We start from the raw sequence: 13,794 nt of genomic DNA, 5'->3' as shown, positions 1-13,794 counted from the left end.
TCAGCCCCGCCGCTTCATGTAGAGGTCGAAGGCGGCGTACAGCGGCCGGTTGAGGGGGAGGTCCCACTCCCCGGCGTACTCGACGGCCTGGCCGCCGGTGCCGACCTTGAACTGGATCAGCCCGACGTGGGAGTCCTCGGCGTCCAGGGTGTCGGTGATGCCGCGCAGGTCGTAGACGCTCGCACCGGCCGCGAGGGCCTCGCGGATCATCGCCCACTGCACGGCGTTGGAGCCGCGGACCTCGCGCTTCTCGGTCGAGGAGGCGCCGTAGGAGTACCAGGCGTGGGTGCCGACGCGGATCGCGATGGTGGCCGCGACCAGGTCGCCCTCGTGGTGGGCCAGGTGGAGGCGGAACCGGTCGGGGTCCTCGGACTCCAGCGCCTCGGCCATGGTGCGGAAGTAGGCCAGCGGGCGCGGGGTGAAGTGGTCACGCTGCGCGGTGTGGACGTAGAGGGTGTGGAAGGCCTCGAGCGCGGTGAGCGGGCTGCCCTCGCGGGAGGGGTCGCCGGCGGCCACCGTGGTGACCTCGACGCCGGCCTTGGCCGCCTTCTTGATGTTGCGGCGCCACAGCTGGTTCATCCCGGCCAGCACGGACTCCTCCGTGCGCGGGGTGCCGTCGGCCTCCACCAGCGGGACCTGGAAGACGTACTGCGGCTGGCCGGCCGCGAAGCCGCCCTCGGCGACCTGCTGGCGCCAGCCGAGCTGGTCGAGCTGGGAGACCACGCGCGCACCGGTGCCGTCGCGCTCGAGTGGCACGATGTCGTCGAGGCGGCGCACGGCCGGGTCGGCGATGCCCTCCTTGACCTGCGCGGCGCTCCAGCGTCGTACGACGACGGGCGGTCCCATCCGCACCCCGAAGGCGCCGCGGCGCTTGAGGTGGGCGGTCATCGGCGTCAGCCAGGGGGCGAGGTCGTCGGCGGCCCAGTCGAGGACCGGGCCCTCGGGCAGGTAGGCGAGGTAGCGGCGGACCTTGGGCAGCTGGCGGTAGAGCACCAGGCCCGCGCCGACCAGCCGGTCGCCGTCGAACCAGCCCAGCGACTCGCGGCGCCACTCCGACTTCACCCGGCCCCAGGCGGGGGTCTGCAGGAACGAGGCGGAGGGCTGCGAACGCAGGAACGCCAGGTGGTCGGACTCGGGGATCTCGCGCACGGTCAGCACTGCGCCGAGGCTACCGGTGGCGGCGCTGGTGGCCGGTGTCGCGGCGCTCACAGGCGCTCCCGCAGCCAGGCGAAGTCGGCGACGTGGGCATCGACCGGTCCGGGGGTCTCGCAGACCACCGGCGCCGCGGCCTCGCGGACCACCGCGGCCAGCAGCTCGGGGTCGATGCGGCCGGCGCCGAAGTTGGCGTGCCGGTCGGCGCCGGAGCCGAAGTCGTCGCGGCTGTCGTTGGCGTGCACCAGGTCGATGCGTCCGGTGATGGCGCGGACGTCGGCGACCACCGTCTCCAGGGCGTTGCCGCCCGCGTGGGCGTGGCAGGTGTCCAGGCAGAACCCGACCCGGTCGGCCTGCTCGGCGGTGGAGATCGCCTCCCAGACCCGCGCGATGCGGTCGAGGTGGCGGGTCATCGCGTGGTCGCCGCCGGCAGTGTTCTCGATCAGCAGCGGGACCTTGAGGTCGGTGGCCTCGATGGCCTTGCGCCAGTTGTCGAAGCCCTTCGCCAGCAGCTCAGGGTCGTCCCCGGCCTTGTCGACGTGGCCGCCGTGGACGATCAGTCCCTTGGCGCCGATCGACGCGGCGGCGTCGACGTGCTGCTGGAGCAGCTTGCGGCTGGGGATGCGGACGCGGTTGTTGGTGGTCGCGACGTTGATGATGTACGGCGCGTGGACGTAGAGGTCGACGCCGGCGGCCTCGGCCTCGGCGCGCAGCCCCTCGGCCCCGCCGGGGTGCTCGAACACCGGTCCCTTGAAGCTCTGCGGGCTGCCGAGGAAGAACTGCACCAGGGGGGCCTGGCGGGCCTGGGCCTCCCCAACGGGGTCGGCCTGGTCGACGTGGGCTCCGATCTGCATCGCCCCATCGTAGGGAGCCGTGCCGACAGTCCCGGGCCGGGCCGGGGGCCGCCGTCGTCGCAGGTCCGGACCGGTGCCGGGGCCTGTACACAGGATTGGGACCGCCGTACCGCGCGCTGCTAGCCTGTCGTGTCCGCTGCGCCCTGCCCACCGACGGGTTCTGGTGCGCTACCGGGCCCCCGCACTCGTGCGGGGAACGCAAAGCCCTCCTGCCACGGAGAGACCGTGGCCGCCGAGTCCAGAGGAGGTGGAGACCGCTATGCGTGATTACGAAGTGATGGTCATCCTCGACCCCAGCCTTGAAGAGCGGACCATCGAGCCGTCCCTCGACAAGTACCTCAACGTCATTCGCAACGACGGTGGCACCGTCGAGAGCGTGGACGTGTGGGGCCGTCGCCGTCTGGCGTACGAGGTCAAGAAGAACGCCGAGGGCATCTACGCCATCGTCACGCTGAAGGCCGAGCCGGCCACGGTCAAGGAGTTCGACCGCCAGCTCACCCTCAACGAGTCCATCCTGCGCACGAAGGTCATCCGCCCCGACGCTCGCTGAGCGTTTGTGGATGATCCCCGTCCGCATGTCGGCGCCACCGGTCACGATGGTGCCGACCGCGAGACATCCGATCAGTTCGACAGCTAGGGAGACCTCATGGCAGGCGAGACCGTCATCACCGTGGTCGGCAACCTCGTCGACGACCCGGAGCTGCGCTTCACCCCCTCGGGTGCGGCCGTGGCCAACTTCCGGATCGCGTCGACGCCGCGCACCTTCGACCGCCAGACCAACGAGTGGAAGGACGGCGAAGCGCTGTTCCTCTCCTGCTCGGTGTGGCGTCAGGCCGCGGAGAACGTCGCCGAGTCGCTTCAGCGCGGCATGCGAGTGATCGTGCAGGGTCGCCTGAAGCAGCGCTCCTATGAGACCCGCGAGGGTGAGAAGCGCACCGTGATGGAGCTCGAGGTCGACGAGGTCGGCCCCGCGCTCGCGTTCGCCACGGCCAAGGTCACCCGGGCCTCGCGCTCGGGCGGCGGTGGCGGTGGCGGCGGCTACTCCGGCGGTGGCGGGGGTGGCGGCTACTCCGGTGGCGGCCAGCAGCAGTCCCGTCCGCAGCCTGCCGCGGCGGGCAACGACCCGTGGGCCACTCCCGGTCCCCAGGGTGGCGGTCCGTCGGGCGGTGGCGCTCCTGCCAACGACCCGTGGGGCGCCCCCGGCGTGGGCTCCGACGAGCCTCCGTTCTGATCAAACCCACCTGAACACCCTCAACCATTCCGGCGTCAGCCGGGCTTCTAGAAAGGAAGCACCACAATGGCCAAGGCAGTGATTCGCAAGCCCAAGAAGAAGGTTTGCCAGTTCTGCAAGGAGAAGGCGACCGGCGTCGACTACAAGGACGCCACGCTCCTCCGCAAGTTCATCTCGGACCGCGGCAAGATCCGCGCCCGTCGCGTGACCGGCAACTGCGTCCAGCACCAGCGTGACGTGGCCACCGCGGTCAAGAACGCCCGCGAGGTCGCACTCCTGCCCTACACGTCCACCGGTCGCTGAGAGGATCAGGGAAGATGAAGCTCATCCTGACCCAGGAAGTCACGGGCCTCGGTGGCCCCGGCGACGTCGTCGAGGTGAAGGACGGCTACGGCCGCAACTACCTCGTCCCGCGTGGCGTCGCCATCCGCTGGACCCGCGGTGCTGAGAAGACCGTCGAGTCCATCAAGGCCGCCCGCGCTTCGCGTGCGGTCCGCGACCTCGGCCACGCCGCCGAGATCAAGGCCAAGCTCGAGGCCCAGACGGTTCCCGTCAAGGTCCGTGCCGGTGAGGGTGGTCGTCTGTTCGGCTCCGTCTCCGTCACCGAGATCGCCAACGCGCTGACCGAGGCCACGGCCGAGAAGGTCGACAAGCGCACGATCGCGATCAAGAACCCGATCAAGTCGCTCGGTGCCCACACGGTCACCGTGCGCCTGCACGACGACGTCTCGGCGACCGTGTCGCTGAACGTCATCCCCTCCTGAGGCTCCGCCTCCGGATCAGCAGCGCCCAACGGGGCCGTCCTCCCTTCGCGGGAGGGCGGCCCCGTTGTCGTGCCCGGTGGCCGTCACGGCGCGCCTGCGTCGCGGCCTGTCCGTCGTGGTCCGTGCATCCGGGGAGATCTAGGTATCGGCCATACTTAGATATGTGAGCGACACTCCGCGCTGGCCGATGGCCTGGATCCGGGCCGGGCTCGACCTGGCCGTGCTGGGGAGCCTGTCCGTCGGGCCCCTGCACGGATACGCCATCGCCCAGAGGCTGGCTGCGCTGGGCTTCGGGGTGCTGAAGGGCGGATCCCTCTATCCGGTCCTCAACCGGTTGGAGGAGGCCGGCAGCGTCGACGCCGTCTGGGTGGAGGGGATGGGTGGACCCGGGAGACGGGAGTACCACCTCACCGCCGCCGGCCGCGCGCGGCTGGGCGAGGAGCTGGCGCAGTGGCGGCAGCTCACGGACACGTTGTGCGCCATGGCAGAGAACGACCCGGGACCGAGCAGCACGGGGGAGACGCGATGAACGAGGCCGATCGGCGGTCCGCGGACGTCGAGCACTGGCTTGACAGCGCCCGCTTCCGGCTGGCGGCGGCGAACGTGGCGTCCCCGGTCCGAGACGAGATGCTCGAGCGCGCGCGCCTCCTGGTCGACCAGACTGGTGAGTCCCCCACTGGTCTCTTCGGTCCGCCCGGGGAGTGGGTGGAGGAGCAGATCGCCGAACGCCGGAGCCAGGGACTGCCCTGCGTGGCCCCCGACCCGAGCGCGAGTTGGCGCGACGTCCCCGTGATGGGGATGTACGTCGCCGCCGGCCTCGGGGCTGTCCTCCTCGCCCTGGCACTGATCAAGCGGAGCGGGGAGCTCGACTACGACCTCCTCGGACTCGTCGGCTTCACGGTCGTCGGTGGGCTGACAGTGATGACCGCGCTCACTGCCTGGGAGAAGACCCTCTCCCGGCGTCCTGTCGGTGTCGCGATCGCGGTCGGTGGGGCCGTCGTGCTCGGTGGGGCCCTCGGTGTCGCCCTGCTGTTCGGGTGGGGCCGTGACCACCCCACCGCTGAGGCCAGTGCGTGGCACCTCGGCCTGCTGGTGCTGGCCTGTGCGCTGGGCGGCAAGATCCTCGACCGCCTGCTCCCGGAGCAGGAGCCCCGCACATGGCGTACGCCGCGTGCCGACGATGAGTGGCTCGGGGTGCTGGCCGGTGTGCTTCGCCTGCGGGCAGACATGCCCGAGTCGCGGGTGCACACCATCGTGGCCGAGGCGCACGCCCACGCCGCCGAGGCCGGTTCGACACTGCAGGAGGAGTTCGGCCGCCCTGAGGACTACGCGTCGCAGTTCTCCGTGGACGAGCCCAATCGGGCGCGTCGCAAGGCGTGGCTCTATTCGGCGCTGGCGGTCCTCGCCGCTATCACCGCCCTTCCGCCCGGCAGCAGCTGGTCGGCAGTGCTCGTGACCCTGCTGTGGGGCGCCCTCGCCACCCGGGAGTGGAGGCGGTTGCGCCGCTCAGCCGGACGGGGCCAGCGCTAAGACGGCCGTTGTCGTGCCGAGCGGGGTGCGAGGACCGCAGGTGTCAGCGCGGCGCCGCGGTCGCGCTGCGGGCCCACGCGCGGTCGGCGTAGGCGAAGGACAGCACGACCTGGAGCAGGCCGACCAGCAGGGCAAAGACCGCGGCCAGGGCGACCAGCGCGCCGTCGACCCCCAGCGGCAGCAGCACGGCCGGCAGCACCGCGACGACGACCGCGCCGACCCAGCAGATCTGCAACCAGCCGGCGGCGTCGTGGTTGCCGGCCGTCTTGGCCAGCTGCTGCAGCGCGTGGAAGAAGAGCACCGTGAAGACCACCTGGGGCAGGCTGAGCGCCCAGCCCAGGGCCGGGTCCGCCTCGGAGACGGCCTCGGCCACGCCGGGGATCCCCAGGGGCACCGACACCACGGCGGCCGTGATCGCGGCGGCGAGGACCGGGGTACCGGTGCTCAGGCGGGGACGCAGTGCGACGACACCGACCAGCACCAAGGCCCAGCCGATCGGGTCGGGCAGCAGGTCGACACCGCCGATGGTGACGGTCAGGAGGATGAGCAGCAGGCCGCACCCGGTCGCCTGGAGGGGCTTCATGGCGATCAGCGTACGGCGGCTGCTCCGGTGACCAGCCACGCCTCACCGCGGGCGCGGTGCAGCAGCACGAGCAGGCGGGCACCCATGAAGATCGCGCCGAACGCCGCCCAGACCCACGTCAGGCCGCTGCCGAGCGCGGCGAGCACCAGGACGACCGGGGCGTAGGCGAGGAGCACGACGGTGCCGGCGCGGGCCAGGTAGGCGCCGTCGCCGGCCCCGATCAGCACGCCGTCGAGGACGAACACCACGCCGGCCACGGGCTGGGCGAGGGCGGCCACGAGCAGCACCGGCACGAGCGTCTCCTGGACGGCGCGGTCCGGGGTGAACAGCTGACCCAGGAACGGGCCGGTGAGGGCCAGCAGCACTCCGGTGACGACGCCGGACCAGATCCCCCACCGCACCATGCGCCGGGTGACGGCGCGGGTGCTGTCCACGTCACCGGCGCCGAGGTGGCGCCCGGTGAGCGCCTGGGCGGCGATGGCGATGGCGTCGAGCACGAAGGCCAGGAAGGTCCACAGGGTCATGGCGAGCTGGTGGGTGGCCACCGGCACCGCGTCGTCCCCGGGCGCGGCGCCGGTGGTCACGGCGTACGTCGTGACGAGCAGCGCGGCGCGCAGCGTGAGGGTGCGGATCACCAGTGCGACGGCGGCCCGCGCGGCCAGGCGGATGCCCGCCGGGTGTGGGCGCAGCGAGGCGCCCTCCCGGCGCGCTCCGCGCACCACCACCGCGACGAGGGCGACCGCGCAGGCGACCTGGGCGATGACCGACCCGATCGCGGAGCCGGCCAGCCCGATGCCGGCGAAGGAGGCCACGCCGTGGACGAGCACCACGTTGAGGACGACGTTGAGTGCGTTGCCACCGACGGCGACGTAGAGCGGGGTCCGGGTGTCCTGCAACCCGCGCAGCACGCCGGTGGCCGCGAGCATCACCAGCAGCGGGACGGTGCCCAGGAACGCCAGACGCAGGTAGGTGGCCGCGTCGTCGGTGACGCCCGGGCTCGCCCCGAACAGCTCGACCAGCGGTCGGGTCAGGAGCATGCCGAGCACGGTCGCGATCGTGCCGATGAGCACCGCCAGCCAGATGCCGTCGATGCCCTGGGCGAGCGCGGCGCGCCGGTTCCCGGCACCGAGCAGCCGCGCGACGCTGGCGGTGGTGCCGTAGGCGAGGAACACGCACAGCCCGACGACCGTCTGCAGGACGGCACCGGCGATGCCCAGGCCGGCGAGCTCGCGGGTGCCGAGATGGCCGACGACCGCGGCGTCAGCGAGGAGGAAGAGCGGCTCGGCGACCAGCGCCAGGAACGCGGGGACGGCGAGGCGCAGGATCTCGCGGTCCTGCGCGCGGGTCGGGGACGTGCTCACGGGGCCGATCGTAGGGACCGAGGGCCTCTACCAGCAGATCGGCGCCGAGCGGTGGATAACTCGACGAAAATCACGGCCGATCCGCCGGTTGGGTGGCTTTGTCGACATCTGATCGGCGTGTCGCGGTCCTCAGCGAAAACAGTTGGCCACGAATTTTGCTCCACACCGGCCGAACTGAGTCTGCGCAGGTCAGGAGGGGTGTCCGGTCAAAGGGGGCCGCTTTATCCACAGGCCACTCCCCAGCCTGTGCACATCCTTCGTGCGTGTCGTCCACGGGTTATCCCCAGTTATCCACAGGGCCTGTGGACAGGCTGGTGTCGGAGCCCCGCCCCGGGCGCGTACGGTCGCGGGGCGAGGGGGCTCCGTACGGAGCTGTCGGTGGTCCTTCCTAGGGTCGGCGATGCCAGTCGATCAGTGGTTCTTCGCCCGTGGAGGAGGCAGGCTTGAGCGTCGCCGAGCAGTCGGAGCAGGACATCCCTGAGCCGTCTTTCGAGGACTGGGGCGATGGCCCGGTCCCGTACGCACCGGGGGAGCGTCCCTCACGTCCGGGCGACCGCACGCCGCCGCAGGACATGGCCGCCGAGCAGTCCGTGCTCGGCGCGATGCTGATCTCCAAGGACGCGATCGCCGACGTCTCCGAGACGATCCGGGGCACCGACTTCTACCGGCCCTCCCACGAGTCGATCTTCGACGCGATCATCGACCTCTACGGTCGTGGCGAGCCGGTCGACATGGTCACGGTCGCGGCCGACCTGCAGCGCAAGGGCGAGCTCCAGCGCATCGGCGGCGCGCCGTACCTCCACACGATCGCGGCCAACGTCCCGATCGCGGCCAACGCCGGCTACTACGCCGAGATCGTGCGCGAGAAGGCGATCCTGCGCCGCCTGGTCGACGCCGGCACCAAGATCGTGCAGCTCGGCTACGCCGGCGAGGGCCAGATCGACGACGTCGTCGACAACGCCCAGGCCGAGGTCTACAAGATCGCCGACAAGCGCAGCGGCGAGGACTACGCGCCGCTGAGCGACATCATGACCGGCGTCCTGGACGAGATCGAGGCGATCTCCAACCGTGAGTCCGGCATCTACGGCGTGCCGACCGGCTTCGCCGACTTCGACGAGCTGACCAACGGCCTGCACTCGGGCCAGATGATCATCGTCGCGGCCCGACCCGCGATGGGTAAGTCCACGCTGGCCCTCGACTTCTGCCGGGCGGCCTCGATCCACAACAACCTCACCAGCTGCTTCTTCAGCCTGGAGATGACGCGCGCGGAGATCACCATGCGCCTGCTCTCCGCCGAGGCGAAGGTGCCGCTCAACCACATCCGCAACGGCAACATGACCGACGACGACTGGGTCAAGCTCGCCCGCAAGATGGGCGAGGTCTCCTCGGCGCCGATGTTCATCGACGACTCGCCCAACATGACGATGATGGAGATCCGGGCCAAGGCGCGACGCCTCAAGCAGCGCCACGACCTCAAGCTGATCGTGATCGACTACCTCCAGCTGATGAGCTCGGGCAAGAAGGTCGAGTCCCGCCAGCTCGAGGTCTCGGAGTTCTCCCGCCAGATCAAGCTGCTCGCCAAGGAGCTCGAGCTCCCGATCGTCGCGCTCTCGCAGCTGAACCGTGGCTCGGAGCAGCGCGCCGACAAGCGCCCCGCGGTCAGCGACCTGCGTGAGTCCGGCTCGATCGAGCAGGACGCCGACATGGTCGTCCTGCTGCACCGCGACGACGTCTACGAGAAGGAGTCGACCCGCCCCGGCGAGGCCGACCTGATCGTGGCCAAGCACCGCAACGGCCCCACCCGCGACATCACCGTCGCCTTCCAGGGCCACTACTCGCGGTTCGTGGACATGGCGCACTGATGTGAACCGGTTGCCGGCAACTGGGGAATCTGAAGCTCTGACCTCGAATCTGAGATCAGTTCAGTTCAGAGGCGATTTCGAGAGTCCGCCACCATCCGGCTACTACGGTCAGCCGGATGGACCACTCGTTGGCGGTTGTTTGGCGGCTTTCGATGGAACGCCCGGGTTCGGCAAGATCGCGCTCACCGACGTTGGTGTCCGGCTCTATTGGAAGGGGCCCTTGACGCCAGGCTCGTAGGCGCGGCGATGACGACGATCCCTGGTGTTCGCGTGGAGGTGATCCCGTGCGATCTGGACGCAATCGAGGTCCAAGCCGCTATCTCACGAGTCCTCGAGCTACCGGCGGCGCTCACCCAGGCAATCGTCGAGATCGCCCCTCGTGACGACCTCTCCGGCCTGCAGGTCGTGACGCGGTCCGGAAAGGGCGTTCAGCGCGACCAGATGGAGGCAGCGGCGGGCGTCCCTGTCGAGGTGGTTCACCGCGCACCGCCAGGAGTCACCTCCTCGGGAGCACAGCTGTAACGCGGGGTTATGGACGCTTCACACGTGTTGTACGACGGGGGAAGCGTCCATAACCCCGCGTTACAAGAGGAACGGCCCGGGCGGGGTCGTCCTCGAGCCGTCACGGACCCAGTGCGACGCCCAGCTCGCTCTCGACGAGGTCCACCAGCTCCGCCGAGCTGTCGACGCCGCCGGGATGGACCGTCACCGACCCGTCCTCGGCGATGAACGCGAAGCTGGGGAACGCGCGGATCCGAAGATCGGATCCGGTGACAGACGTGTCCGGGTCCGCCAGCTGGGGGTAGGTGGCGCCGGTCTTCCTGGCGAGCTTGAGCGCCTGGTCGGGCCAGACGTCGATGCTGATCCCGATCACCTGCACGTGCTCGCCGTGCCGGTCGTGGAACTCCTGGATGGCCGGCATCTCCTTGCGGCACGGCGGACAGGCGGCGTACCAGAAGTTGATCACCGCGGGCCCGGAGATCGCCTGCAGGTCGGTGCTGGCGCCGCCACCGAGGCAGGCGAGCTCCAGGTCGGGCATCTCGTTGGGTGAGGAGCGTGTTCCGGGCTCGCACGGGTCGATCCCGGCGTCCTCTCGGAGCGCCCGCAGCTTCGGGGTGTCCACCTCGATGTCCGACGGCTTGGGCGCGAGGCCGGGCACGGACTCACCGGAGCAGGAGGTGAAGAGCTGCAGAATCGCGGTGCCGGCGAGGGCGAGACCGACTCTTCGCCAGATGTGCACGGCAGCACACTAGGCCAGGCTGCTCAGTCGCCCCGTGCCCTCTCGGGCCCTCGCTACGCTGCGGCGATGGGTGGACGCTCGAGGATCAATGCCGGCAGCGTGGTGACGGGCATGCTCGCCACCTTCTTCGGCCTGGGGGTGGCGCTCGGGCTCGCCGGGGCGGGTTTCATCGTCGCCTTCACGTCCGGCTGGTGGGGCGTGGGGGTGCTCGCCGTCCTGGTGGGGCTGTTCGCCGCGGTCCTGACCTACCGGCTGCAGCGGGGACGCGCGCGGCCCTGACCTCGGCCGACTCGGCAACTGGGTCAGGCGCGGGCCGCGGAGGCGCCGGCCCAGTGCTTCACCGCTCGGGCGCGAACGCCTGCCGCGAGCCGGCCTTGAAGCGGCGCACCTCCTGCGGCCAGCCGCACCCCTCGGCCACCCTCCCCGCCCACATGCGAGCGGACTTGTCGTCGGGCACGTCCACGATGGTCAGACCGCCGAGCCATTCCTCGGTCAGCCCGAACGGACCGTCGGTGACCACCGCCTCGCCGCTCGTGGCGTCAGCGCTCGCTGCCTCCTCGAGCGCCTCGACCAGGCCGCCGGCGTACACGAGGACACCTTGGTCCTGCATGTCGCGAACGACCGCCCGGGACGGCTCGACACGACTCTTGAACCATGCCTCGTCGTGGTCACCGACCCACTGCTGGTTGAAGTAGATGAGGTACTGAGGCATCGCTGCTCCCTTCCTCGGACGGACCTGTGTCGGCCGTCACTCATGCTACGAGCACGCCAAGGCCGACCCGGCCATCACCTTCACCGCGGTCGAGCCCGGCTACACCGACGCCGACATGACCGCGGCGATGGGCGGCGGCCGCCCGGTCGAGGAGAGCGCCCGGGTCGTCGTACGCCTGGTGACGGCCGGCGCGGACACGCCCTCGGGGACGCTGCACGACGAGGCCGGCCCGCTGGCCTGGTAGCCGCCCGCGGCGGCACCGGCACTCCCAGCGGGGCCGAGAATCTCACCCCTGGGTGTGGTGCATGCCACATCGGGGCGCGGCTACCGGCACGAGTCACGCACTATCCCCGAAGGGAGCGACAGCATGATCAACGAGTCCCAGGCATCCCACGTCGTCGGCGCCACCGCCTACGGCGCCAGCGGAGCCAAGATCGGCAAGGTGGGCCAGCTCTTCCTGGACGACGCCACCGGGCGCCCCGAGTTCGTCACCGTCAACACCGGGCTGTTCGGCACCAAGGAGTCGTTCGTCCCGGTCTCCGATGCCGAGCTGGACGGCGCAGACCTGCGTCTTCCGTACGAGAAGGACCTGATCACGGGTGCCCCGCAGGTCGACCTCGAGGGCGGGGGGCACCTTCCCGAGGGCGAGGAGGAGCGCCTCTACGCCCACTACGGCCTCGGGTCCGGATACCTCGCCGGCGACCCGGCGCCGCCGGCCGGGACCGGGTACGTCGACCCCGGCCTGACCGGCAGCGGCACCGGCACCACGGGCACCGGGACGGTGGGGCACGACACCTCCGGACCGACCACCGACGACGCGATGACCCGTTCGGAGGAGCGTCTCGACATCGGCAAGACCTCCCAGGAGGCGGGCCGCGCCCGGCTGCGCAAGTACGTCACGACGGAGACCGAGACCCACACCGTCCCCGTCACCAAGGAACGGGCGGTCGTCGAGTCCGAGCCGGTCACCGGCGACAACCTCGACGAGGCCCTCGACGGCCCGGCGATCTCCGAGGAGGAGCACGAGGTGGTCCTCAACGAGGAGCGGCCCGTGGTCGGCAAGACCACCGAGCCGGTCGAGCGGGTGCGCCTCGGCAAGGAGACGAGCGTCGAGGAGGAGACCGTCAGCGAGGAGGTCCGCAAGGAGCATATCGAGGTCGAGGGCGACGTCGAGGACCGGCGCAAGCGCAGCTGACCTCACCTCGGACCACGACACGACCGCTGCGCCTCGGGGCGCACGCGGTCGTTGCTCGTCCTAGGACGGACCGCCGTCGCGGCGCTCGACCTCGACCCCGTCGTCGGCCTCGATCGTCACGTGCTCGCGGCGGACCTCGGCCTCGACGGTCTGCTCCTCGACGACGGTCTGCTTGCGCACGATGATCCGCTCGCGGACCACCCGCTTCTTGGTGACCACGAGGACCTCCTCGAAGAGCGGGATCGAGATCGACCCGTCGGTCAGGGTCTCGACCTCGCCGCTGTCGCCCTCGCCGGCGGGGACCCGCTCGGAGGCGTCCGCGTGCTCGACCTCGCGCGCGACCGTCTGTGCGACCGGTACGTCCTCGACGTGCTTGCGGACCCGGATCCGGCCCGCCTCGTGCGTCTCGGTGCCGACCTCTGCCCGCTCCTCGTGGCGGATGGTCTCCGCGCCCGGTTCCTCGCCCGGCTCCTCGCCCGGTGTGGGCGCGCCGCTGTCGGTGTCGTTCATGGTCACCGCCCTTCGGTCGTCGTGAGCGGGTACCCGTCCACGACCAGGGCACGCAGGTGCCGGGCGGCTCAGGCCATCGGGCGGTCGACCGGCGCGAACCAGCCGGCCGCTGCACCTGCTTCCACCTCGCGCAGCGCGGTGACCTCCAGGTGCAGCGAGCGGTCGGCCCGCGCCCCGAGGACCAGCCCGGTGCGGTCATCGACGTGCAGCTCGCACTCGCCGTACCACTCGAGGGTGCAGCGCAGGAGCGTCGTACGCCGAGGCACCCCGGCCACGGTCCGGCTGCTGCTCGTGGCCTCGGGGGCCTCCCACTCCTCGGCCTCGAAGGAGTCGTCGAAGCTCTCGACGTCGGCGATCGCGACGCCCTCGATGCCGTGGTCGCGCGGCAGCAGCCGCGGCGGGAGATCGGGGTCGTGGCGCTTGAGCACCCACCGATCCGGGTCCGCGGGGTCGCGGACGGCGCTCTGCTCGGCGGTCTCCAGCCACAGCAGCCGGCCGTCGAGGTGGCGGACGACGAGGTCGGCGCCGCGGCGGCACACGTGCAGGCGGCGCGGACCGTGCGGTCCGGCGTGCACGGTGAGCTCCGCGACGACGGCGACGTCGCCGGGGATCGGAGGTGGCGCGGGCGGGCCGGTCCGGGTCGGGTTCGCGGGATCGAGCTGGAACCAGCTGCGGTCGCTCGGCACGTGGTCCCTCCGGTCGTCGCGGGTCGAGGGGATGAGCATGCACCATCCGCTCACCCGTGCGGACTGTTGCCAGCGCTGCCCGCGGCGAGGATGGTGAGGGGCCAACCATCCATT

General features: G+C 71.1%; 19 protein-coding genes. 11 read left to right on the top strand and 8 right to left on the bottom strand.

Features of this window, described 5'->3' with window-relative positions; genetic code table 11:
* Window positions 1–1,209 (bottom strand): lipid II:glycine glycyltransferase FemX, encoded by a 1,209-nt coding sequence (locus HBO46_RS20345; protein ID WP_397186334.1) that lies wholly within the window; start codon window positions 1,207–1,209, stop codon window positions 1–3.
* The gene (locus tag HBO46_RS20340) at window positions 1,206–2,006 is read right to left on the bottom strand and encodes a deoxyribonuclease IV (RefSeq protein ID WP_166135121.1); all 801 of its coding nucleotides are present in this window, start codon (window positions 2,004–2,006) and stop codon (window positions 1,206–1,208) included. The genes HBO46_RS20345 and HBO46_RS20340 overlap by 4 nt, the downstream gene beginning before the upstream one ends.
* 259 nt (window positions 2,007–2,265) lie before the next feature.
* Between HBO46_RS20340 and rpsF the strand changes: the two genes are divergently transcribed.
* From rpsF to HBO46_RS20310, 6 genes are all read left to right on the top strand, one after another.
* Window positions 2,266–2,556 carry a 30S ribosomal protein S6 gene (gene rpsF / locus HBO46_RS20335; RefSeq protein WP_166135118.1) on the top strand — a complete coding sequence of 97 codons (291 nt, stop codon included), beginning with the start codon at window positions 2,266–2,268 and terminating at the stop codon, window positions 2,554–2,556.
* A 96-nt stretch (window positions 2,557–2,652) separates the two neighbouring features.
* The gene (locus HBO46_RS20330) at window positions 2,653–3,237 is read left to right on the top strand and encodes a single-stranded DNA-binding protein (RefSeq protein WP_153325513.1); all 585 of its coding nucleotides are present in this window, start codon (window positions 2,653–2,655) and stop codon (window positions 3,235–3,237) included.
* A 66-nt stretch (window positions 3,238–3,303) separates the two neighbouring features.
* Window positions 3,304–3,540, top strand: coding sequence for a 30S ribosomal protein S18 (rpsR, locus tag HBO46_RS20325; protein ID WP_153325512.1), 237 nt, complete (start codon window positions 3,304–3,306; stop codon window positions 3,538–3,540).
* Between the two features lie 14 nt (window positions 3,541–3,554).
* On the top strand, window positions 3,555–4,001 hold the full coding sequence (gene rplI, locus HBO46_RS20320; RefSeq protein ID WP_166135115.1) for a 50S ribosomal protein L9: 447 nt from the start codon (window positions 3,555–3,557) through the stop codon (window positions 3,999–4,001).
* Between the two features lie 163 nt (window positions 4,002–4,164).
* Window positions 4,165–4,530: a PadR family transcriptional regulator gene (locus tag HBO46_RS20315; RefSeq protein ID WP_224769277.1), complete on the top strand. Its 366-nt coding sequence runs from the start codon at window positions 4,165–4,167 to the stop codon at window positions 4,528–4,530.
* Complete coding sequence (locus HBO46_RS20310) at window positions 4,527–5,531, top strand: hypothetical protein (protein ID WP_166135112.1); 1,005 nt, start codon at window positions 4,527–4,529, stop codon at window positions 5,529–5,531. The genes HBO46_RS20315 and HBO46_RS20310 overlap by 4 nt, the downstream gene beginning before the upstream one ends.
* Window positions 5,532–5,574: 43 nt before the next feature.
* Here HBO46_RS20310 and HBO46_RS20305 read toward each other — a convergent pair whose 3' ends face one another.
* Window positions 5,575–6,114 (bottom strand): hypothetical protein, encoded by a 540-nt coding sequence (locus tag HBO46_RS20305; RefSeq protein WP_166135109.1) that lies wholly within the window; start codon window positions 6,112–6,114, stop codon window positions 5,575–5,577.
* A gap of 5 nt (window positions 6,115–6,119) precedes the next feature.
* On the bottom strand, window positions 6,120–7,475 hold the full coding sequence (locus tag HBO46_RS20300; RefSeq protein WP_224769276.1) for an MATE family efflux transporter: 1,356 nt from the start codon (window positions 7,473–7,475) through the stop codon (window positions 6,120–6,122).
* Window positions 7,476–7,918: 443 nt separating this feature from the next.
* On the opposite strand from HBO46_RS20300, the gene dnaB reads away from it, so the two are divergent.
* Complete coding sequence (dnaB, locus tag HBO46_RS20295) at window positions 7,919–9,337, top strand: replicative DNA helicase (protein ID WP_207949848.1); 1,419 nt, start codon at window positions 7,919–7,921, stop codon at window positions 9,335–9,337.
* A 246-nt stretch (window positions 9,338–9,583) separates the two neighbouring features.
* Entirely contained in the window at window positions 9,584–9,859 is a 276-nt protein-coding gene (locus HBO46_RS20290; RefSeq protein ID WP_166135106.1) for a hypothetical protein, read from the top strand.
* Between the two features lie 100 nt (window positions 9,860–9,959).
* Here HBO46_RS20290 and HBO46_RS20285 read toward each other — a convergent pair whose 3' ends face one another.
* Window positions 9,960–10,577: a TlpA family protein disulfide reductase gene (locus tag HBO46_RS20285; RefSeq protein ID WP_166135103.1), complete on the bottom strand. Its 618-nt coding sequence runs from the start codon at window positions 10,575–10,577 to the stop codon at window positions 9,960–9,962.
* Window positions 10,578–10,643: 66 nt separating this feature from the next.
* Between HBO46_RS20285 and HBO46_RS20280 the strand changes: the two genes are divergently transcribed.
* The gene (locus HBO46_RS20280) at window positions 10,644–10,856 is read left to right on the top strand and encodes a hypothetical protein (protein WP_166135100.1); all 213 of its coding nucleotides are present in this window, start codon (window positions 10,644–10,646) and stop codon (window positions 10,854–10,856) included.
* Window positions 10,857–10,914: 58 nt separating this feature from the next.
* Here HBO46_RS20280 and HBO46_RS20275 read toward each other — a convergent pair whose 3' ends face one another.
* A complete protein-coding gene (locus HBO46_RS20275) occupies window positions 10,915–11,289 on the bottom strand; it encodes a YciI family protein (RefSeq protein ID WP_166135097.1) in 375 nt (124 codons plus the stop codon).
* Window positions 11,290–11,404: 115 nt separating this feature from the next.
* Between HBO46_RS20275 and HBO46_RS20795 the strand changes: the two genes are divergently transcribed.
* Window positions 11,405–11,533, top strand: a complete 129-nt coding sequence (locus HBO46_RS20795) for a hypothetical protein (protein ID WP_263457781.1) — start codon at window positions 11,405–11,407, stop codon at window positions 11,531–11,533.
* 123 nt (window positions 11,534–11,656) lie between these two features.
* Window positions 11,657–12,484 (top strand): DUF2382 domain-containing protein, encoded by an 828-nt coding sequence (locus HBO46_RS20270; RefSeq protein ID WP_166135094.1) that lies wholly within the window; start codon window positions 11,657–11,659, stop codon window positions 12,482–12,484.
* A 60-nt stretch (window positions 12,485–12,544) separates the two neighbouring features.
* Here the strand turns inward: HBO46_RS20270 and HBO46_RS20265 are convergent, their stop codons facing one another.
* Both HBO46_RS20265 and HBO46_RS20260 read right to left on the bottom strand, forming a co-directional pair.
* Entirely contained in the window at window positions 12,545–12,994 is a 450-nt protein-coding gene (locus HBO46_RS20265; RefSeq protein ID WP_166135091.1) for a YsnF/AvaK domain-containing protein, read from the bottom strand.
* A 68-nt stretch (window positions 12,995–13,062) separates the two neighbouring features.
* Window positions 13,063–13,719, bottom strand: coding sequence for a hypothetical protein (locus tag HBO46_RS20260; protein ID WP_166135089.1), 657 nt, complete (start codon window positions 13,717–13,719; stop codon window positions 13,063–13,065).
* Between the last annotated feature and the right edge of the window lie 75 nt (window positions 13,720–13,794).

It is taken from the genome of Nocardioides ochotonae (genome assembly GCF_011420305.2).
GTDB lineage: Bacteria > Actinomycetota > Actinomycetes > Propionibacteriales > Nocardioidaceae > Nocardioides > Nocardioides ochotonae.
Note: the sequence above shows the minus strand (reverse complement) of the source record. Positions and strands in the feature narration are given on the sequence as shown.